Source organism: Enterococcus sp. M-BR2 (assembly GCF_056612775.1).
In genome coordinates, this window is sequence record NZ_CM152743.1 from 2,511,447 (window position 1) to 2,531,001 (window position 19,555).

Annotated in this window: 18 protein-coding genes; 12 read left to right on the forward strand and 6 right to left on the reverse strand. The window is 38.6% G+C overall.

Annotated features, from left to right (window positions below):
• The first annotated feature begins 69 nt into the window (after positions 1-69).
• From AC1F25_RS12195 to AC1F25_RS12240, 10 genes are all read left to right on the forward strand, one after another.
• Positions 70-798, forward strand: coding sequence for a DUF554 domain-containing protein (locus AC1F25_RS12195; RefSeq protein ID WP_002293223.1), 729 nt, complete (start codon positions 70-72; stop codon positions 796-798).
• Between the two features lie 155 nt (positions 799-953).
• Complete coding sequence (locus tag AC1F25_RS12200; protein WP_002310766.1) at positions 954-1,271, forward strand: PadR family transcriptional regulator; 318 nt, start codon at positions 954-956, stop codon at positions 1,269-1,271.
• Positions 1,264-1,872 (forward strand): DUF1700 domain-containing protein, encoded by a 609-nt coding sequence (locus AC1F25_RS12205; RefSeq protein WP_479994147.1) that lies wholly within the window; start codon positions 1,264-1,266, stop codon positions 1,870-1,872. Before AC1F25_RS12200 ends, AC1F25_RS12205 begins: the two co-directional genes overlap by 8 nt.
• A 14-nt stretch (positions 1,873-1,886) precedes the next feature.
• A complete protein-coding gene (locus AC1F25_RS12210; RefSeq protein WP_479994148.1) occupies positions 1,887-2,717 on the forward strand; it encodes a DUF4097 family beta strand repeat-containing protein in 831 nt (276 codons plus the stop codon).
• 137 nt (positions 2,718-2,854) lie between these two features.
• Positions 2,855-3,343: a DUF5348 domain-containing protein gene (locus AC1F25_RS12215; RefSeq protein ID WP_002346166.1), complete on the forward strand. Its 489-nt coding sequence runs from the start codon at positions 2,855-2,857 to the stop codon at positions 3,341-3,343.
• Between the two features lie 49 nt (positions 3,344-3,392).
• The gene (locus tag AC1F25_RS12220) at positions 3,393-4,265 is read left to right on the forward strand and encodes an SPFH domain-containing protein (protein WP_002293231.1); all 873 of its coding nucleotides are present in this window, start codon (positions 3,393-3,395) and stop codon (positions 4,263-4,265) included.
• A gap of 169 nt (positions 4,266-4,434) precedes the next feature.
• On the forward strand, positions 4,435-4,797 hold the full coding sequence (locus AC1F25_RS12225; protein ID WP_002310770.1) for a YxeA family protein: 363 nt from the start codon (positions 4,435-4,437) through the stop codon (positions 4,795-4,797).
• Between the two features lie 8 nt (positions 4,798-4,805).
• Positions 4,806-5,558: an ABC transporter ATP-binding protein gene (locus AC1F25_RS12230; protein WP_002314060.1), complete on the forward strand. Its 753-nt coding sequence runs from the start codon at positions 4,806-4,808 to the stop codon at positions 5,556-5,558.
• A gap of 13 nt (positions 5,559-5,571) precedes the next feature.
• Positions 5,572-7,374 (forward strand): FtsX-like permease family protein, encoded by a 1,803-nt coding sequence (locus tag AC1F25_RS12235; protein WP_002316672.1) that lies wholly within the window; start codon positions 5,572-5,574, stop codon positions 7,372-7,374.
• A 148-nt stretch (positions 7,375-7,522) separates the two neighbouring features.
• Complete coding sequence (locus AC1F25_RS12240; RefSeq protein WP_002314061.1) at positions 7,523-8,572, forward strand: aldose epimerase family protein; 1,050 nt, start codon at positions 7,523-7,525, stop codon at positions 8,570-8,572.
• A 47-nt stretch (positions 8,573-8,619) separates the two neighbouring features.
• Here the strand turns inward: AC1F25_RS12240 and AC1F25_RS12245 are convergent, their stop codons facing one another.
• The 6 genes from AC1F25_RS12245 to AC1F25_RS12270 form a co-directional block, all read right to left on the reverse strand.
• Positions 8,620-10,776, reverse strand: coding sequence for a glucosaminidase domain-containing protein (locus AC1F25_RS12245; protein ID WP_002310775.1), 2,157 nt, complete (start codon positions 10,774-10,776; stop codon positions 8,620-8,622).
• Between the two features lie 359 nt (positions 10,777-11,135).
• Positions 11,136-12,509, reverse strand: coding sequence for a PTS transporter subunit EIIC (locus AC1F25_RS12250; RefSeq protein ID WP_002316674.1), 1,374 nt, complete (start codon positions 12,507-12,509; stop codon positions 11,136-11,138).
• Entirely contained in the window at positions 12,509-12,904 is a 396-nt protein-coding gene (gene rbsD / locus AC1F25_RS12255; protein WP_002293242.1) for a D-ribose pyranase, read from the reverse strand. Before rbsD ends, AC1F25_RS12250 begins: the two co-directional genes overlap by 1 nt.
• 21 nt (positions 12,905-12,925) lie before the next feature.
• Positions 12,926-13,849, reverse strand: coding sequence for a ribokinase (rbsK, locus tag AC1F25_RS12260; RefSeq protein ID WP_002310777.1), 924 nt, complete (start codon positions 13,847-13,849; stop codon positions 12,926-12,928).
• Between the two features lie 108 nt (positions 13,850-13,957).
• Positions 13,958-14,971: a ribose utilization transcriptional repressor RbsR gene (gene rbsR / locus AC1F25_RS12265; protein ID WP_479994149.1), complete on the reverse strand. Its 1,014-nt coding sequence runs from the start codon at positions 14,969-14,971 to the stop codon at positions 13,958-13,960.
• An 81-nt stretch (positions 14,972-15,052) separates the two neighbouring features.
• Complete coding sequence (locus AC1F25_RS12270; RefSeq protein WP_002335186.1) at positions 15,053-15,655, reverse strand: isochorismatase family protein; 603 nt, start codon at positions 15,653-15,655, stop codon at positions 15,053-15,055.
• 180 nt (positions 15,656-15,835) lie between these two features.
• On the opposite strand from AC1F25_RS12270, the gene AC1F25_RS12275 reads away from it, so the two are divergent.
• Together AC1F25_RS12275 and AC1F25_RS12280 are read left to right on the forward strand one after the other, a co-directional pair.
• Positions 15,836-16,537, forward strand: a complete 702-nt coding sequence (locus AC1F25_RS12275; RefSeq protein WP_002310780.1) for an ABC transporter ATP-binding protein — start codon at positions 15,836-15,838, stop codon at positions 16,535-16,537.
• Positions 16,538-16,546: 9 nt separating this feature from the next.
• Positions 16,547-19,258, forward strand: coding sequence for an FtsX-like permease family protein (locus tag AC1F25_RS12280; protein WP_479994150.1), 2,712 nt, complete (start codon positions 16,547-16,549; stop codon positions 19,256-19,258).
• Positions 19,259-19,555 lie beyond the last annotated feature (297 nt).

Sequence of the window (19,555 nt, forward strand, 5' to 3'; positions counted from 1 at the left end):
GAAAGCAATGATTGCAGAAAATTTTCTGTAATAATTTTCGCTTTATAGAGAAAGAGAGGAGTTTTTTTGATGCCAACTGGAGTTTTGATCAATGTAGGTTCCGTTTTGCTTGGCGGACTAATTGGCGGATTAGTAGGAAATAAATTAAGCGAACACTTTAAAGCGCAGCTGACGATGGTTTTTGGTGTGTGTTCGATGGGGATGGGGATCTATTCCATTGCGCCAATGAAAAATATGCCAGCTGTTATTTTCGCTTTGGTGATAGGAACAGCGATTGGACTGATTGTTCATTTAGGTAATGGGATAAACAAGGGTGCTGCGTTGATGCAAGTACCTATTTCTAAAATCTTCCCTAGCGAAAAGCTTGGTATGACCCACGATGAATTTATCAGCACATTAGTGACGGTCATTGTTTTATTTTGTGCAAGTGGTACGGGGATTTATGGAAGCTTAGATTCTGGGATGACTGGAGACAGTACGATTTTGATTTCTAAATCTGTCCTTGATTTTTTCACAGCAGCAATTTTTGCATGTAATTTAGGATATGTCGTTTCTGTAGTAGCGATTCCCCAATTCATTATTTTTTATATCTTGTTCTTATTAGCAAAATTTATTTATCCATTGACTACACCAGATATGATCTTAGACTTTAAAGCTTGCGGTGGATTCTTGATGGTTGCTACCGGTTTTAGAATGATCAACGTGAAAATGTTCCCAGTAGCTGACATGATACCAGCGATGATCGTTATTATGCCACTAAGTTGGATGTGGACGAATTGGATTATGCCACTGTTATAATAATAATCAAAGAGAAGCCATTTTTTACTGACTAAAAGGGATCAAACCTTTTAGTCAGTTTTTTTGTATTTGACAAACTGATTTTGAAACTATATTATATGTTGTATAATATAGATTGGAATAAAATATTACACTTGAGAATAGAAGGTGACGTAATGCACATCCAGATTCCAACTGTTCTTCTTGATGGTACTGTGTTAGCAGCATTAAGCAAAGAAGATATGTATGGTTATGCCTTAACAAAAATCGTACAAGAAAGTCTCTCAGTCAGTGAATCTACACTGTATCCGGTTTTGAGAAGATTGAAAAAAGAAGGGTATCTTGAGACCTATGATGAACCTTTTGAAGGCAGGAACCGTCGATATTACTCGTTGACACCAATAGGAAGTCGTCATTTAGAAGAAATTATTGATGAATGGATTGTTTTTCGAGATTCTTTAGACCGGTTATTGGAGGAGAACACAAATGAATGATTATTTGAATGAAGTTGTGGATCATCTTCAAGAAATTCCTGAAGACGATCGTTTTGATTTGATCCAATATTATGAGGAATATTTTTTAGATTCCGGAAAAACATTAGATCAGGTCATTGATGAATATGGTACACCAAAGCAGTTTGCTTTAAAATTAAAAATCAGTTACTTTTCAGAAGAAGAACAAGCAGAAGATGAGTTAGTAAGAAGTCCAAAAAGACAAATACGTCTGATTTGGTTAATCATTATCGGTTTATTTGCTTCTCCTGTCCTCATTCCACTAGCATTGGGGTTTATATTGGTTATTGGGGGACTATTGATTGCTTTGCTGGCGCTCATTTTTAGTATCTGTGTCCTATGTATCAGTATCTTAGGTATTGGCTTATTCATGATCATCTCAGGAATCAGTGTGTTTGGTCAATCGATTCTGAGTGGGTTGTTCTTTATCGGTGTCGGTCTGTTCGCCACGGGAAGCGCAGTATTTATTTCGCCACTGTTGCTGAAAGGAACAAAATGGCTTTTTTATGTCATGATGAACTTTGTTAAATGGATGGGGCGGCGTTTTATTACAAAAAGAGATCTGCATTCAGCGGGCGTTTGAAGGAGGACAGATAAATGAGATTAAAACATTTTTTGATTACCGGTATTATCCTGATGGTTACTGGCGGACTCCTAGCAGGTGCAACTTATACATTAGGCGCTCAAAAGAGTCTGACTTGGGATAATGGTCCTCGATTGATCAATATGGTGACGGAGACGAAAAAAATCAAAGAGGCAAACAAAATCGTCATCCATGCAGAACATCAAACAGTGTCAGTCATACGCGGATTGGATTTTGAGATAAAAACGACCTACGATAAGACAGAAAAGCCAGAAATAAAGGAGAAAAATGGTGTATTGACCGTGAATGCAGTCAAAAAATCAGAAGGTGCGATTATTGGTTTGGAAGACACCAGTGCACAAATCACTATTGTTGTCCCTACAGATCAGGAATTATCTGAATTGACGATTGAAGGGAATAATAGTGCGATTGACATCAATGAAGTATCAATCAAAAAAGTGAATACTACGACACACGATGGTTGGGTATCATTCAATGAACTTACGGGAGGAACAATAACGGCGAAAGATGAATTAGGTTCTCTTCGTTTAGATGAAGTCAAGGTGGATAACTTGACCGTCGTAGGAGAAAGCAGCAATTTACATCTAGAAGACAGTTTGGTCAGTAAAGAAGGAAAAGTTACTCTAAACAGTAGTAATTTATCTTTGCATGAGATGGAAAACAGTGGCTATACTCTCCAAACATCTGGTGAATCTCATATTGAAAAAGACTACCAGCCAATAACAAATACGTTGTTAGAGCGAGGACAGAAACGGTTGAAGATTACTGCCAAAGACACTTCTATCAATATCATGACAGATCAAGAGGACAATGAAACAGATTGATCTAGCAAACAACTGGATAGTTTAAGAAAAAACAGCAAAGATCGGAAGGATCTTTGCTGTTTTTCATCGCTTAACACACATAACTATAGTAAAATAAGTAAGAACATATCTATAAAGAAAACAGGGTGAAAAAGTATATGAAGGCAGAAGAAGGTCAAAGAGAAAAGTTAAAAACAGAAATGGAAAGATTACATACTTATATCACTCAACTAAGTCAAACCTTCTATGATCCAGATAAAGAAAAAGTGATGGTCAACTATCCGAACAATTCAGAAGGTCGTCAATTAGAGCAAGTATACCATGAAGTTTTCAAACATTTATTGACGGTGAAGAAAGAACTGGACTATTATTCTTTACCGATTATCGATACAGGAATATTGAAGTATGATGGGGAGAAGGAACGATTTATCTTTAAATCTGTTCGGGAAGATTTGCCTCTTTCAGCAGGGATGGATCTAGAAATCTTGGTAGAAGACTATTTTACAGAAGAAAAACACTGGATTCGAACAAGATTGGATTATTTGCCGCAAGCAGCCGGAGGAACACAGGCAAGCGGTTGGTACATCACTGAAGACAAAGATTTGGAACTAGAAGGTGCAATGGCGCGAATTCGAAAAAAGGATTAAAAAGCAACGCTATATATTTATTGAAGGATAAAGGAGCGCAGAAAGTAGAATGAGAGAAAAAAGAGCAATTTATATCAATGGTTATGCAGGAATCGTCGGTTTGGTCGTATTAGCTTTAGTTGGTTTATTTTTCTTCTATTTAGGCATGTGGCAAGCGAAAGTTTGGGCACTATTTTTAAGTATTTTTCTTTGGTTGATCGCGTTACTGTTGCTAAGTTCGGCAACTGTAGTCAGTCCTAATCAAGCAAAAGTGATTTTGTTTTTTGGACAATATTTAGGTACGATCCGGGAAAATGGCTTTTTCCTTACGATCCCTTTGGCACAAAAAATGACTGTTTCGTTGAAAGTTCGGAATTTCAACAGTTCTGTTTTAAAAGTCAATGATTTAGACGGAAACCCCATCGAAATCTCAGCGGTAGTCGTGTTTAAAGTCATTGATACAGCAAAGGCATTATTCGATGTAGCGTATTATCAAGATTTTGTAGAAATCCAAAGTGAGACGGCCATCCGGCATATCGCTAGCCAATATCCGTATGATACCTTCAATGATGATGATTTAACGCTTCGAGGAAACACTACGGCAGTGTCTGACGAGTTGAAAAAGGAGTTGCAAGAGCGTTTAGCAGTAGCAGGTGTCGAAGTAATCGAAACACGTTTGAACCATTTAGCCTATGCAACAGAAATCGCCAGCGCCATGCTGCAACGTCAACAAGCAAGAGCTATTTTGTCTGCTCGACAAACCATTGTTGAAGGAGCTGTCACGATCACTCAAATGGCTTTGGAGCAAATCGAAGAAGGACAAGAAATCAATTTCACCGATGACCGGAAAGTCCAATTAATCAATAATTTACTTGTCTCAATCATTACAGACAAAGGAACGCAACCCGTTATCAATACAGGCGACATGAAAGACCGTAAGTGACATACTTTTTGTAAAATAGGAAGAAGGAGTTTAGGACGATTGTCTTAAACTCTTTTTTAGTTGTTTAAAGAAAATGACAAAATTGAAAGAAGAATGATAGATGATTCGAAGGCAGAATTGTTCGTTTTTTTCTATAATCAATATATAAAGTAAGAGAGAAGGAAAAAAAGTGAAAAAACTTCTGATCGGACTACTTGTTTTCATCGTTGTGGCACTTGCAGGGGTGAAAATCGCAGATTACGTAGTGATGGGCGGAGAAGAATACTATGTACAGATTACGACAGATGGTGCAAAAACAGTATCCAAAGCAGACTCTGGACAAGAAACAGTCAACTATAGATATATCCTGCCTGGTTATACAAAAGAGGGTAAGGAAAAAGAACTAGATTTCAATGGGCAATTAACTCGACCGCTTCGTAAAGGAGCATATTTAAAAATCACCTGGAATAAAAAGAAAGGTGTCACTTCATATGAAGAAGTCGAAAAAAAAGATGTGCCGAAAACAGCACTAGAAAAACTAATTAAAGGGTAGGGAAAGAAATGAACAAAATAGTCGAAGTACAGAATGTAACAAAAGTATACGGGAAAAACAATGAGAAAAAGACGCAAGCATTAAGCGGCATCAGCTTCGATGTAGAAAAAGGTGAATTTATTGGCATCATGGGGGCTTCCGGTTCAGGTAAATCAACACTTTTGAATATTTTATCCACATTAGACAAACCAACAAATGGACATATCCGAATCAATCAAAAAGATGTGACGACATTAAAAGGAAATCAACTAGCAGATTTTCGTGCGAATGAAATCGGCTTTATTTTCCAAGATTTCAATTTATTAGAAAGTTTGACAGCACAAGAAAATATCGCTGTTCCTCTTTCTTTACAAGGTGTCAGACCAAAAGAAATCAAGCAACGTGTCCAAAAAATTGCAGAACGTTTATCGATTGCTCATATTTTGGAAAGCTATCCTTCTGAGATTTCCGGTGGACAAAAACAACGGGTCGCTGCCGCACGTGCGTTGATCACCCAACCAACGATTTTATTAGGCGATGAGCCTACAGGTGCGCTGGATTCTAAAAGTGCCCGTGATCTTTTAGATACGATGGACGAATTGAATACAAAAGATCATGTATCGATTCTTCTAGTGACACATGATCCGTTTTCTGCAAGTTATTGCCAACGTATTTTATTCATCAAGGATGGCGGTATCCATCAAGAAGTGAAACGTGGAGATCAAAGCCGGGATTCCTTCTATCGGGAAATACTATCTATTCTTGGAAACTTGGAACAGTAGGGGGAGATTGACTATGCTTTGGAAATTATCACTTACTGGGATCAAGAGCCGTTTAAGAGATTACTTGGTATTATTCTCAGGATTAGTTATGGCATCTGCTATTTTTTACATGTTTGAATCAATGGCGAGCAACGAAGCCTTTTTGAAAAGTAATACGATCGTTGCAGCTACAGTTATCATTTTCCGACTAGGTTCTGTTTTACTAGGGATCATTACCTTCGTTTATATTTTGTATGCGAATTCCTTTTTGATGACGATGCGGCAAAAAGATTATGCCATGTTTATGATGCTAGGAGCAAAAGGCAGAAAAATCGCACAGATGATTTTTTCTGAAACATTCGTAGTAGGGATCGCGGCTACTTTAGTGGGTTCAGCTGTCGGTGTAGGATTGACAAGTATTGTCCACCAATTATTAGTGGATCAGTTAGATATCAATATTTCGCATTTTACACCTTTTAGCATTCATGGGTTGTTGATCACCGTTTTGTTTTTTGCTATTTTGTTTTTATTAGCAGCTATTGTTAATGCTTTTTCGATTGTCAAAAAACCGATTTTAGCATTGATTCGTGCGGATCAGACACCAACAAGAATCAAGCAGCATAAATTCTTGTTCTTCCTTGAAGTAGTACTTGGGATTGCTTTTCTAGGCTGCGGTTATTATATGATGAAGCACGTGAAGACCTATCAAGTTTTTGGTATGGGAGTAGCTCTAGTCACAATCGTGTTAGGAACTTATTTCATTTTCCACTCTGTGATCATTTTCTTCTTATCATTACTAAAGAAATCAGAACAGATTTCATTGAAAAAATTGAACAATTTCACATTGTCACAGTTAAGTTTTCGTATTCGTGAATATACACAAATGCTCTCCATGGTTGCTATGCTGTTTGCTTTAGCACTTGGTGCTTTGACAGTAGGTCTAGGATTTAGAAATGAAATTTCGGAAATGACGGAAAATGCTGCTGGTTATGACCTAGTGATGAATAATCCTCGGGCAGAAGATCAGCAAAAAATCAAAGAACTATCACCAACACTTTCTGCTTCTTATACTCAAAAAGAAGATGCGGGAACGATTTACTATAATGCAAGTGAATTTGTGGCTCAACCATTGATTATGATAAAATATGAAGATGGAACACCGCCAAAAATCACGAAAGAAAAAGTTCCTGCTGAAAAAATGAATGAACTGACTGTACAAGATGAGCTTCGTGGCTATGAATTGCCTGAGCAACAAGAAAAAGAAATCAAGGTAGTCAGTCAATCGGAATTTGATCAACTGAGCTTGCCACAATCCACTTTACAGCTAGTTCAGGTCAAAGACTTCCAAGCAAACTTGGAACCAATCAAAGCACTTGCTACACAAAATAAAACGAACAATCCATCTTTGCAAAAAGTAGAGTACAGTAACCAGAAGTATGAAATGTATGAAGGATATAATAGTCTATTCTCTGGTTTTGAATTTATGGGATTCTTCTTAGGTTTAGCTTTCTTGACTATGCTTGCTAGCTGTTTGATGTTCAAGATCTTGTCAGGAAGCAAGAGTGACATCGCTCGTTATGAAATGCTTGAAAAGATAGGAACACGACGTGGATTGCTTAAACAATCGATCCGTAGAGAAGTAGGTGTGTTATTCTTAGCACCAGGAATCTTAGGTGTAGTCCATGTCTTATTCGGATTACAAATGTTTGGTCTATTCATGCAAAATCCATACAAAGATATTTGGGTGCCATTTACGATCTTCTTCGTATTGTATTTCATCTACTATGTACTGACGACATGGTTGTATACTGGAATCGTATTGAAAAAGAGGTTGTGACAATATTTTTGTCGCAACCTTTTTTTTCTCGGTCTTTTATTAGAATATAGTAAATTTTTTCTCGTTACTCACGGAATAAGCTGTTAAGAAAACGGTTTCCATGTATACTGGAATCAGTACAAATGAAAGAAAAGAGGGTGCAAGGAACATGGAAATCAATGAACAAAATTTTGGCGGAAACTATCACTTGATTACGATCACGAATCAAAATGGGACATCTTTGTCTGTCAGTGATCTAGGTGCACGAGTCGTCCATTTTCAAACAATGATCGATAATGAAAAACGAGAGTTGGTTCTAGGCTTTGATGAAGCAAAAGAATATCTGGAAAAAGACCCTTATATTGGAGCTTCAATCGGACGTATGGCTGGACGGATCACGGATGGCACATTCAAATTAGATGATGAAACATTCAAAGTAAAAACAGATCCAGATACTGGACATTGTTTACATGGCGGTGCACCTAGCTTTGAAGCCAAGCAGTGGCATTATACAGTTATTAATGGTGAAAACGAATCCTCGGTCATTTTCTATCAGACTAGTCCAGACATGGAAAATGGATTTCCTGGCACGTTAGACGTAGAAGTACGGTATACACTGACGAATGATGATACATGGCGAGTGACAGTCCAAGGGATCAGTGACCGGAAAACGGTATTCAATCCGACAAATCATGTTTATTTCAATTTAACTGGTGATCCAGCACAGCCAATCGACGAACATACGCTTTGGTTGAACAGCCGATTATTCGCTACGCTCAATAAAGATACGACGCCTACAGGAGAAGTGGTTTCAGTAAGCGGTACAGCATTTGACTTTCAACATCCTAAAAAATTAGGTGAGGTATTCGCCAGTGATTTTCGCCAATCAATGATGGTAGGCGGTATCGATCATCCATTTTTATTGAAAAAACAACCCGATCTGCTAAAGGCAGCGGAATTGACGAGCCCTGATGAAAAAGTATCAATCCAAGTAAAAACGGATGCTTCGGGAATCGTGATTTTTACCGCAAATTTTGGAGAAGATGGGCCAAAAATGCGTGGGAAGAAATTAGTAAATCATGGCGGTATCACATTTGAGACTCAAGAATTGCCAGGTGCGGAGCGGCTTGAAAGCTTTGGAGATGTCACTCTGGAACCTAACCAAGTACGCGAATTTGTAACGGAATACAAAATAAATAAATATAAAGAAATAGAGTAAATTAAAAAAGGGAATGTGACACTGTCACACGCCCTTTTTTATTTATTCTATTTCTTTAAAGGCAGATCAAGCCAGAATGATTTGTCTAAACTTAACAAAGTTAGTACCGGAACAGTTGCAGCTTTAACTGTACGAGTAGTTGTTTCTGGTATCTGTCTTGCCGTGAAAGTGTTCCACAAATCCCAGATTGAAGCGACACGGAAGATGGAAGCAGCATTGTTGACGCGTTTTATCGTTGAAAATTCTAATCCTGTGATTGGCACGCCATCTGTTGTCCATTTGATTGGCACATCGAATCGCTTAGACATATGGAGGATTTCAGTGCTTGCTTCTTCAGTTGTTGCTGCTTCTTTTTTCGGTTCGTCATATTTTGTCAGGTCGTACGCTTCGATGATCGCGTTCAATTTTTGTGAATATTGGCGATCTGTAGCATAACGTCCTTCCAAATATTTGGTTGCTTCTTTGTAGTCTTTTGTTTCCGACTTCCAAGTTGGTTTGTAGAAGTCAGGATTGCCAGTCAGTCCATTTTTGATCAAGTCGGCATAGTCTTCCAAACTTTCCTTGTAAGAAGGATACTTACGGAATTGGGCGCGGATTTGGTAGCTTTGTCCCGAACTATCTTGTTCAAGTGTATTGAAGGTCACGCTGCTTCCTTTATACGATCCTTTGATACCAAAAAGGTTATGATTTGGTTCGCTTGATAATAAGCTGTTTCCAGATCCACTTTCAAGGATAGCTTGAGCCATCATGACTGATGCGTAGATTCCTTCTTTTTGGCCGATTTCCTGTGCATCATCTGCAATCTTTTTCAGGAACTGATCAGTTGTTTGGTTTTGACTGAAATGGAACGAGCCATCTAATCCATCTAAAATAGATGAGCCGCCTGTCAGCGAACCTGAAGCAGCAGGTAAACCTGCTAAGTTTACTCGGACAGCAAAATCAGGCGTGAAATCTGAAATAGAAGTTACTCGAACTTTATCTCCTGGTTGGGGCGCATGGATAAATTGTCCGTTCCCAATATAGATACCTACATGGTGAGTAACACCGGAAGAAGGTCCCCAGAAGACGAGATCGCCAGGTTGGGCCTGACTTACTGGAATCTGCGTACCTGCATATTGCTGTTCGCCTGTCCAGCCACCGATATAATGACCGGTTGCTTTCATATATACGTAATAAGTCAAACCAGAACAGTCAAAAGTATTTGGACCTTTTGCTCCCCATACGTATGGTTTTCCAAGATGCTTGAATGCTTCTCGAACGATTGCTTGTTGGACATTCGTTGCATTTGTAGGCAATACAGCATCAATTGGTGATTTTACAACAAAATCAGAAGAAGCAGAAGATGGATTCTCTATACTGCTTTGATTTGCTGTATTTGGACGAGACGAAGCATTGTTTGTTCCGCCATTCGATGAACCATTGTTTGGATGGTTTGGTTCTCTCTGAGTATTTCCATTGTTATTCGATCCAGATGGGTTTGTTTGATTCGAAGAATTCCCGCTGTTCGAATTATTGTTATTATTGTTTGAATTATTTGAACCATTATTATTGTTGTTATTGTTGCTATTGTTGTTATTACCCTCATCTGGTTTATTTGGCGTTTCCGGATCTGGTGTACTAGGGACTTCTTCACTAGGATCAGTTGGTTCCTCTGTTGAAGTATCCGGTACAGGTTCAAATTCTGCAGTAATAGATAAATTGTTCGTACCTACTGTAAAAGTCTTTGCCTCATAGTTCACTTCTTTAGCACCATTCACAGCGACTGAAGCAATTTGTTCACCTTCAGCTGGCGTAATAGTGTAAGTCACCTTCATTCCTGCTGATAAACCTTCTACCGTTCCGCTTTCTGTGATATTCAAAGGTTGCTGTTCAGCGGTATCCTCTGACGAAGCAGTTAGTTGGATCTTCCCAATCAAAGAAGGAGCAATCGTAAGGGTATATGTCTCGGCTGGCTTTTCATTTTCTGATGGATCAGCCGGATCAGTTGGTTCGGTCGATTCTGTTGATGAGTCAGTTGTTCCGGTTGTGCCTTCTGCAGAAGAATCCGTTGTTTCGCTAGTAGCTGAGCTGGAAGTAGATGTACCTGTTGTGACTGTTTGATCGGTTGTTTGATTATCTACAGCAAATACGGCATTAGTCGACAAAACAGTAGGAGCAATCAGCCAAGTAGCAGCTAGCAAACGCATCGTTTTTTTGTTTTTCATAATAAACTAGTCCTTTTCCTTTCATTGATTTTCTGTTTTATTCAGCATTCATAAGTTATTCGTTTGAACAGATAATCGTGTCGAAAAGCTTTTTCTTTCCATGAATCTGCTTGAGTATTCTAAATAAAACAAGTTGTAAAAAAGCAACGAGCAGTCATTCGTTGTGGTTTGATGTTCATTTTATTGCATAAACCATCTTTGTTTGGGGATAAACAAGTGGGGATAAAAATGGTCATGCATATGTAAATTATACCAAAGATTGGAGAGTATCACAAAAAATTTATAAAAATAACGATCCTAAAAAAGAAAAAAACTGAAATATGTGATAAGCATCTCATACTTCAGTCTTTTTTCGTTCATTATTCGTAAGACATCAGGTCTTCATCAAACCCGCTAACAAGGGTGGTGATCATTGCTACGACTAGACTAACAGCCAATCCTGCTAAGTACCAGAAAAAAGTACCGGAAATAAAGGCTGGCAATGTGGTCAGACTACCAAATACAAAAGCGATCGCTTTCACTTGAGCAAATCCCATAACAGCTCCACCAGCAGCTGCACCGATGCAAGCAGCAACAAATGGTTTTTTCAATGGAATCGCGATTCCGTAAACAGTAGGCTCGGTCACTCCCGCAAGTAAAATCGAAGCGAAAGCAGAACCGGAGATCGAACGTGTTTTTGAACGTTTACTTCGTAGGAATACCCCTAAAGCTGCACCAGCCATTCCAAAATTAGCTGCTCCTGTCAACGGAACGATACGGTCGAACCCATAAGCTGAGATATTGCTGATCATGACAGGATTTACAGCCCATTGGATACCAAATATCACCAAAATGTTCCAGCCTCCAGCGATGATTGCTCCACTGATCGGACCGTTAATATCCATCATCCAAGTAATTGCTGCAGCTAAGCCTTCACCAAGATAAACACCGGCAGGTCCGAAGACCATTAATGTCAAAGGAACCGTGATGACTAATGAAAGTAAAGGTACAAATACTAATTGCATGTTTTCGCGAATATATTTTTTAAGGAATCTTTCGACAAAAGAATAAAAGAAAATACCTAAAATCGCCGGCATGACAGTAGACGTGTACTGCATCAGTACTACAGGGATCCCCAGAAAATCAGTAGCTGCTTTTCCACTATCTGAAAGTAAAGAGGTCAAATTGGGCTCAATCAGCGCTGCAGCAATGACAGCCGCGATATATCCATTCACTTTAAACGTTTTGGCGGCAGAAAAAGCGAGAAAGATGGGCAGAAAATAAAAGACAGCATTCGACGCGGCAGACAAAATATGATAAGTCCCGCTCGTTTCACTAAGCCAGCCAATCGTAGTCGCTAAAACAACCAGACCTTTTAATATACCAGAACCGGCAAATAGGGGAATGATTGGCGTAAAGATTTCCGATATCAAACCAAATAGTTTTTCGATCGGATTTAACTTTTCTTTCGGAGCTGAATGATCGATTTGACGTGTCAATTCCTTATAAGCAGGGGCCAATCCCTGATCCATAATTACTTCTGCATATCTATCGAGTAAAATGAAATATTTGATAGAAGGGATTTGCTGCTTTAATTTTTCTACATTTGCTGCTGGCTGTTTTTGTAATTTGATACGAAGCCGAGTCGCACATGGGAGGACAGAATCAATATTGTCTTTTCCCCCTAACTGATCAATCAGCAGATGAATCTGTTCGGACAGTACCATCTGTTCAGGATTCATTGTCGTTTCCATTAGAAGACCACTCCACTCACTAAGATAATATTGGCATAAGGTGTCATCTCGCCTGTACGAATAAATGCATGGCAGTTATTCAAGTCTTTTTTCATTTCTTCATGTGGGATAAAGCTAATCGGTGTATCTGGTAACAGTAATTTGATTTTTTCCAATATTTCCGGATTCATTGTCTTTATTTCTTCCGCCAATTCAATGGATTGTACTTCAAGTTCTTCTAAAACGTTTTCTAAAACAGATAAAAAACTTGGAAGTCCATTTGAAACAGCTAAATCTATTTTTTCAGTACCAAAGGGAACAGGCATGCCTGCGTCCCCGATACTTAATTTGTCAAAGTGTCCCATTTGCGCGATTACTCGTGAAATATCTGAATTGATTACTTTTCCTTTTTTCATGTTTGTTTCTTCCTCTCGTTGTTAATTTATGACTGCTGATTGTTCTAAAGCTTCACGGTAAGGGATAGAAGGTTGCGCACCATAAGACTGTACGGCAATAGAAGAGGCTAGATTTCCATAAAGGATCGCTTCTTTCAAATTACCAAGATCTGGCTGAAGTGTGCTACTCAATGCCCCAATAAATGTATCACCTGCGGCTGTCGTATCGATAGCATCTACTTTAAAAGCAGGGACGATACCTTGTTCTTTTTCTGTGTGGTAGAAAGCACCGGTACTACCCAATGTAATGATTACTGTTCCGATGCCTAATTCATGCATTTTTTCAGCTGCTGCGACCAAACTGTCATGGTCTGTAACTCTGATTCCTGTAATAATTTCTGTTTCTGTCTCATTTGGTATAATGATATCTGTCTTTTCGAGTAGTTCAGTAGGAATGGTTTCTCTAGCTGGTGCAGGATTCAGGATCGTTGTTTTTCCTGCGTCTTTTGCAATAGAAAAAGCTAGGATCGTCGCATCTAAACTACTTTCGAATTGAGCAATAATAAAGTCACTGTTTGTAATCAATTCTTTGTTCTTTCGAACTTCTTGTTCATGGAAAGCATTATTTGCGCCTGCATGAATCAAGATACTGTTTTCTCCTGCTGCGTCCACCATAATCATTGCTTGTCCGGTTGCGGCGCCCTCAATTTCAGCAATTCCAGATGTATCGATATTTTCTTTCGTCAGTAGATCCAACAATTGCTGTCCTTCACTGTCAGTTCCAACACCTCCAATAAAAGATGTTCGTGCACCTGAACGTTTGGCTGCCACTGCTTGGTTGGCGCCTTTGCCTCCGCCAGCGTGAAAAATCTCATGTGCATGCATCGTTTCTCCTGGTTTTGGCATTTTGGTTAAACGAAGGGTAGTGTCCATATTAATACTTCCAATTACTGTAACCGTGTTCATTTCACAAACCTCCAACTATCTCATTCATTTTGATGGGAAGAATTATTTTTTAAAACGTTTTAGTAAAACGTTTTAATAGTTCGATAAAAATATAGCACACCTTGAAAGCTATTTCAAGGGTGCAGTCGAAAATCTTTTTTCTAGTCGTACAGGTAGCCGTTTTTCTTCCCACTCTTTTTCTGGGAATTGGATTCGTTCTAACAATAATTGGGCAGATGTTTGCCCCAATTCGAAGATTGGTTGTGCGATCGTCGTCAGTTTTGGCTTGATATATTCGCACATGTCTATATTATCATAGCCAATAATGCTATAGTCTTCTGGGATGCTTTTTCCAGCTTCCTCTAATCCGCGATATAATCCAAAAGCTAATTCATCATTTAAAGCAAACACACCAGTTGCAGCAGAATCAAGAAGTTTGGCTGTGATTTGGTAGCCGCCTTGTTTTGAGAACTGTGTAGGCAAGAGGATCAGACGGTCGTGAGGGATTTGGTAAACATCAAGAGCAGATTTAAACCCATCAATTCGAGCGTGGACATTTTCTGGCAGATTTTCAGGATAGATAAGGGCGATCGTTTGATGTCCTAGACTAAGCAGGTGCATACCTGCCAGATAACCACCGCGAAAATCGTCTGTTCGTACGGCATCACTAAATCCTTCAGATTTTTTTTGATCCAAAACAATGAAGGGCCGGCCTTGTTTTTTCAAATTTTCGTTGATTGCATCTGTAGAGACAGCAGAAGTCGCGATAATGAATCCATCCACCCCTCGACGTGTGAGTTCGGCTAGGTACTCGATTTCTTTTTGATGATCAGAATCAGCATTACATAATATCGTGACGAAGTTCTGATTGTACAAGATATCTTCAATTCCTCGCATCAATGTACTGAAGAATGGATTCGTGATATCAGGAACGAGTACGCCAATCGTTTTCGTTTCCTTGGTAATCATTTGTCTAGCAAAATAATCAGGTTGATAACCTAATTCTTCTTTAGCAGCTAAAACTTTCTGAACGGTTTTCGGACTGAATTTCTCCGTATTTCCATTTAATATCAAGGAGACAGTTGTGATTGAAACGCCGGAAAGTTTAGCGACTTCTTTGATTGTGATCTTTTTTTTCACCATGTTCATACTCCTATCTAAATCCTGTGGTTATTTTCCCATGAAATCAAAAAGAAGTAAATGAAAATCATATACGCTAGTACCCTATTTACTTTGTTGGATCGCTTCGATTATTTGTTTCGTTGAGCGTATTCGTGCAGTTTTCGGAAATATCTTGTTTATGAACAATTGATGCGATTCTTTGTCGCGATCACTACAAGCATCTTCAGCAAGTACGACATGATACCCGTGTTGGAAGGCATCCAATGCAGTAGCATATACACCGTTTGTTGTCGCTACACCGCTTAAAATGATGGTTTCAATTCCACGACGACGAAGTTGAAGATCAAGAGAAGTACCAAAAAAAGCACTTGGATTGTATTTTGTGATAGTCAACATATTGTCTGTATCTTTCAAAGAATCCTTCAAAAGTAAATCAGTGAATTCTGGAGGTACAGAAGCAGCAGTCATTCCACCCATATCAGTTTGTTGACTCAAATAAGGGAAAGTGGAGATGTCTACATTCACTAAAACTTTCAAGGCAACGGTATGTTTCAATGCTTTTGCTAACAAATCATTGTTTGTCAGAATAGATGCTGCAGTGTGTGGAGAGAGTGTACCGTTATTTACGATCCCTTTTTGCATGTCGATCGCGACAAAAGCAGTTTTTGATAAATCAAAAATCATATTTTCCTTTAAATCATTCATGATGTTCCTTCTTTCAAATAACAATGTTTTTTATGTAAGTAAATCATAAATCGTTTATTTGTCAACTAAATAAAGAATTCCTTTCTTTAGTCTAGAGAAATTCAATGGTAAAATAAGTGTGAGAAAACGTATTCGATGCATAGATAAAGCGAGAAATATCGTGAAAATGGAGGAATCAGCGTGAAGTATGTCGAAGTAAAAAATGAATACAAACGATACAAGATGGGAGAAACGACCATTACAGCAAATGACGATATTTCTTTTTCAATTGAAAAAGGCGAATTAGTGATTATACTTGGCCCAAGTGGAGCGGGAAAGTCAACGATTCTTAATATTTTAGGTGGGATGGACACACCTGATGAAGGACAGATCATTATTGATAACACAGATATTGCGCAATTTTCAGACAAGCAGCTTACTGCTTACCGACGAACAGATGTAGGGTTCGTCTTCCAGTTCTACAATCTCGTTCCTAATCTAACAGCAAAAGAAAATGTGGAATTGGCAACGGAAGTTTCCCCTGATGCGCTTGATCCTGTAGAAGTATTGACGCAAGTGGGCCTAGCTCATCGATTGAATAACTTTCCGTCCCAATTATCAGGAGGCGAACAGCAGAGAGTTTCCATTGCTCGAGCATTAGCCAAAAACCCTAAACTGCTTTTATGTGATGAGCCGACAGGTGCACTGGATTTTGAAACAGGAAAGCAAGTATTGAAATTATTGCAAAATGCTAGCAGACAACATGGCAATACTGTTTTGATCATTACACATAATTCTGCTTTAGCGCCCATCGCTGATAGAGTCATCCACATCAATGATGCAAAAGTAAGGTCAGTGGAATTGAATGAGCATCCTTCATCCATTGATGAGATTGTATGGTAGGAGGATTTTATGAAAACAAAAACATATCTTAAAGCAGGTTTTCGCGAAATCCGGCAATCTAAAGGGCGGTTCATTGCAATCATCCTTATTGTCATGCTAGGAACACTTTTATTTGTAGGTGTCAAAACTGCTGGACCTGTCATGCAAAAAACGATGGACCACTATGTTGGTACAGCAGGACTTTCTGATTTGCAAATCGTTTCTACTGGTGGTTTGACACAAAAAGATATCGCTCAAGCAGAAAAGATCCCAGATGCAAAAGTAGAAACAGGAAAACAGATCTATTATTCCAATACTGGAAAAAATGAAGTGATCCAAATCTTTTCTTATAACAAAAATAGCAGGCAGAACAAGCTACAATTAATTGATGGAAAACGCCCGGAAAAACCCAACCAACTTTTATTAGATGAAAAAGCGGAGAATGCAGGGTATAAAATCGGAGATGTCTATCAGATTGATTCAGATGAATTGAAAGAAAAAGAGTATACCATCACTGGCTTTGTCCGTTCTCCATTGTTCATCAACAATTTGGAGAGAGGATACGCGAATGTCGGAAATGGTAGCGTTGATTATTTTGTCTATTTGCCTGAATCCAATTTCAAGTCGGATATTTCTTCTGTCTTATATCTTGATTTTACGAACGTAAAGAATTTGAATACGTACAGCAAAGCTTACAAAGATAAAATGGAGCAAAATCAAGAAAAGGCAGAAAAGTATTTACAAGATCGACCCGAAGAACGCTTAGAAGAGCTGAAAAAATCGGCAAACGAAGAATTAGAACCAGCACAGCAAAAAATAACAGAAGGCAAAGCACAAATAGCGCAGGGAAGAACACAGTTAGAAGATGCTAAAAAACAGGTAGCGCAGCAGTCAGCAGCTATCCAGCAGCTTCCTGAAGCGCAACGGACAATCGCTGTACAAACTTTGTCTCAACAAGAAGCTCAACTCGCTGATCAAGAAAGGCAGTTAGTTGAGAAAGAACGAGAACTAGCTTCTGCAGAGGAAGAATGGAACGAAAATGCAGAAAAAATTGAAAATTTAACTAAACCATCATACCTATACAATGAACGTTCAGAAAATGTCGGGTTTCAAGAATTTGGTGATTTGGCTGAACGTATCGCAGCAATCGCCAATGTTTTTCCTGTTTTCTTTTTCTTTATTGCCGCATTGATCACTTTTACGACAATGACGCGTATGGTAGAAGAAAACCGTAGGGAAATAGGAACATTGAAGGCGTTAGGTTATACGAAAGTTGAAATCGCAAAAAAATATGCAATCTATGCAAGTCTAGCTTCAGGAATAGGCATTGTTTTAGGAACGATATTAGGAACGAATCTTTTACCAAGGATCATTTTTGAACTATCTAACGAGCGATATGACATTGGGAGTGCCCTTGTTTTTTATGACTGGCCACCGATTTTACAAGCAGCTGCCGCATTCTTCATTGCCGCATTTGGCGCTGCAATGATTGTTTTGTTCAAAGATCTAAGAGAACGGCCTGCTGCACTGCTTCAGCCGAAAGCACCGAAGCCAGGGAAACGTATTTTTCTTGAATACATCACTCCGCTGTGGTCACGCCTTAGCTTTAATCAAAAAATCAGTTATCGAAATCTCTTCCGATACAAGTCAAGAATGCTTATGGCGATTATCGGAATTGCTGGCTGTGCCGGTCTGATGGTTGCGGGCGTGGGATTGAAAGATTCTCTAAGTTCTGTCTCAGCCAAACAATTTGGACCGATCATTGACTATCAAGCAATCGTTACATTAGATTCATCCACGGAAGAGAGTCGTCAAAAAGCAGTGGATATGTTGCAGCAGCAAGAAAAAGTAAATGAGATCCTAGCTATTCATACTCAAACCGTAGAATTGAGAAAAAAAGGGCATGCTTCGCAAAGTCTGACAGTGATCGTACCGAGTAAAACAGCTGATTTTGATCGTTTTATCCATTTAACAAATCTTGAAGAGAACCCACGTTCCTTACCTAAAGCAGGAATCGCTATTACACAAAAAGCAGCAGAACTATTTGACTTATCTACAGGAGATCATATATCGCTTTATGATGAAAATCAAAAAGAATGGAAAGTCGAAGTAAAAGAAATCGTGAAAAACTATCTAGGCAGCTTTATTTATCTGTCCCCTGAATATTACGCTTCAGTGACTGATCAATCGATGACGGATAATGCATTTTTGGTGCGTACAGATAAGATGACAACGAAAGAAGAAGAAATGCTTTCCGAGAAACTGCTTGCTACAGACGCTGTGACAAATACGTCTTTCATGTCCAAACAAATCGAAACGCAAGAAGAATCAATGGCAAACTTAGACTCGGTTGTATTAATCTTTGTCGTATTGTCAGGATTGCTGGCTTTTATCGTCTTGTATAATCTAACTAATATCAATATTTCCGAACGTGTACGCGAATTATCTACGATAAAAGTCCTTGGATTTTTTGATAAAGAAGTCACGATGTATATTGTTCGAGAAAATATCATTTTTACTCTCTTAGGGATCATTGGAGGATTTGGTGTAGGATATGTATTGACTGACTTTATCTTACAACAAGCATCTATGGAAAATGTCATCTTTCCATTAGTGATTACATGGTGGGCTTATGTTTTATCAGCAGGATTAACCATCGTATTCACGGTTATTGTGATGATTGTTACCCATTTCAAATTAAAGCATATCGATATGATTGATGCGTTGAAATCGAATGAATAAAAATCGAGGTTGTGAAATCAGCGGTTTGACCTGAGTATTAGAGAAACAAACGGCAAAATAGTTCCTCATATTTTGCCGTTTGTTGAGCTAATACCGAAGGTCAGCTGATTGAACACCGTTTAAGAAAGAGGTTGTGACAGAAGTGGTCAGCTTCAAGAAATAAGAAGAAATTTAAGAAAACAGCTCCTCATATTTTTCATTTGAAAGGACTTATTGTCGTAGATGCAAGCTTTTGAACATCATTTATAGAAAAAACAAGAACATTTTGCTATTTTAGACAAGAGACTAGACAAATAC

What these genes read in the sequence shown, in the direction of transcription:
- rbsK (WP_002310777.1), bottom strand. Translation starts at nt 13,849, where the DNA reads ATGAACACGGTTACAGTAATTGGAAGTATTAATATGGACACTACCCTT.
- AC1F25_RS12270 (WP_002335186.1), bottom strand. Translation starts at nt 15,655, where the DNA reads ATGAATGATTTAAAGGAAAATATGATTTTTGATTTATCAAAAACTGCT.
- AC1F25_RS12280 (WP_479994150.1), top strand. Translation starts at nt 16,547, where the DNA reads ATGAAAACAAAAACATATCTTAAAGCAGGTTTTCGCGAAATCCGGCAA.
- AC1F25_RS12205 (WP_479994147.1), top strand. Translation starts at nt 1,264, where the DNA reads ATGAATGATTATTTGAATGAAGTTGTGGATCATCTTCAAGAAATTCCT.
- AC1F25_RS12215 (WP_002346166.1), top strand. Translation starts at nt 2,855, where the DNA reads ATGAAGGCAGAAGAAGGTCAAAGAGAAAAGTTAAAAACAGAAATGGAA.
- AC1F25_RS12220 (WP_002293231.1), top strand. Translation starts at nt 3,393, where the DNA reads ATGAGAGAAAAAAGAGCAATTTATATCAATGGTTATGCAGGAATCGTC.
- AC1F25_RS12235 (WP_002316672.1), top strand. Translation starts at nt 5,572, where the DNA reads ATGCTTTGGAAATTATCACTTACTGGGATCAAGAGCCGTTTAAGAGAT.
- AC1F25_RS12250 (WP_002316674.1), bottom strand. Translation starts at nt 12,509, where the DNA reads ATGGAAACGACAATGAATCCTGAACAGATGGTACTGTCCGAACAGATT.
- AC1F25_RS12210 (WP_479994148.1), top strand. Translation starts at nt 1,887, where the DNA reads ATGAGATTAAAACATTTTTTGATTACCGGTATTATCCTGATGGTTACT.
- AC1F25_RS12195 (WP_002293223.1), top strand. Translation starts at nt 70, where the DNA reads ATGCCAACTGGAGTTTTGATCAATGTAGGTTCCGTTTTGCTTGGCGGA.
- rbsD (WP_002293242.1), bottom strand. Translation starts at nt 12,904, where the DNA reads ATGAAAAAAGGAAAAGTAATCAATTCAGATATTTCACGAGTAATCGCG.
- AC1F25_RS12240 (WP_002314061.1), top strand. Translation starts at nt 7,523, where the DNA reads ATGGAAATCAATGAACAAAATTTTGGCGGAAACTATCACTTGATTACG.
- AC1F25_RS12200 (WP_002310766.1), top strand. Translation starts at nt 954, where the DNA reads ATGCACATCCAGATTCCAACTGTTCTTCTTGATGGTACTGTGTTAGCA.
- AC1F25_RS12230 (WP_002314060.1), top strand. Translation starts at nt 4,806, where the DNA reads ATGAACAAAATAGTCGAAGTACAGAATGTAACAAAAGTATACGGGAAA.
- rbsR (WP_479994149.1), bottom strand. Translation starts at nt 14,971, where the DNA reads ATGGTGAAAAAAAAGATCACAATCAAAGAAGTCGCTAAACTTTCCGGC.
- AC1F25_RS12245 (WP_002310775.1), bottom strand. Translation starts at nt 10,776, where the DNA reads ATGAAAAACAAAAAAACGATGCGTTTGCTAGCTGCTACTTGGCTGATT.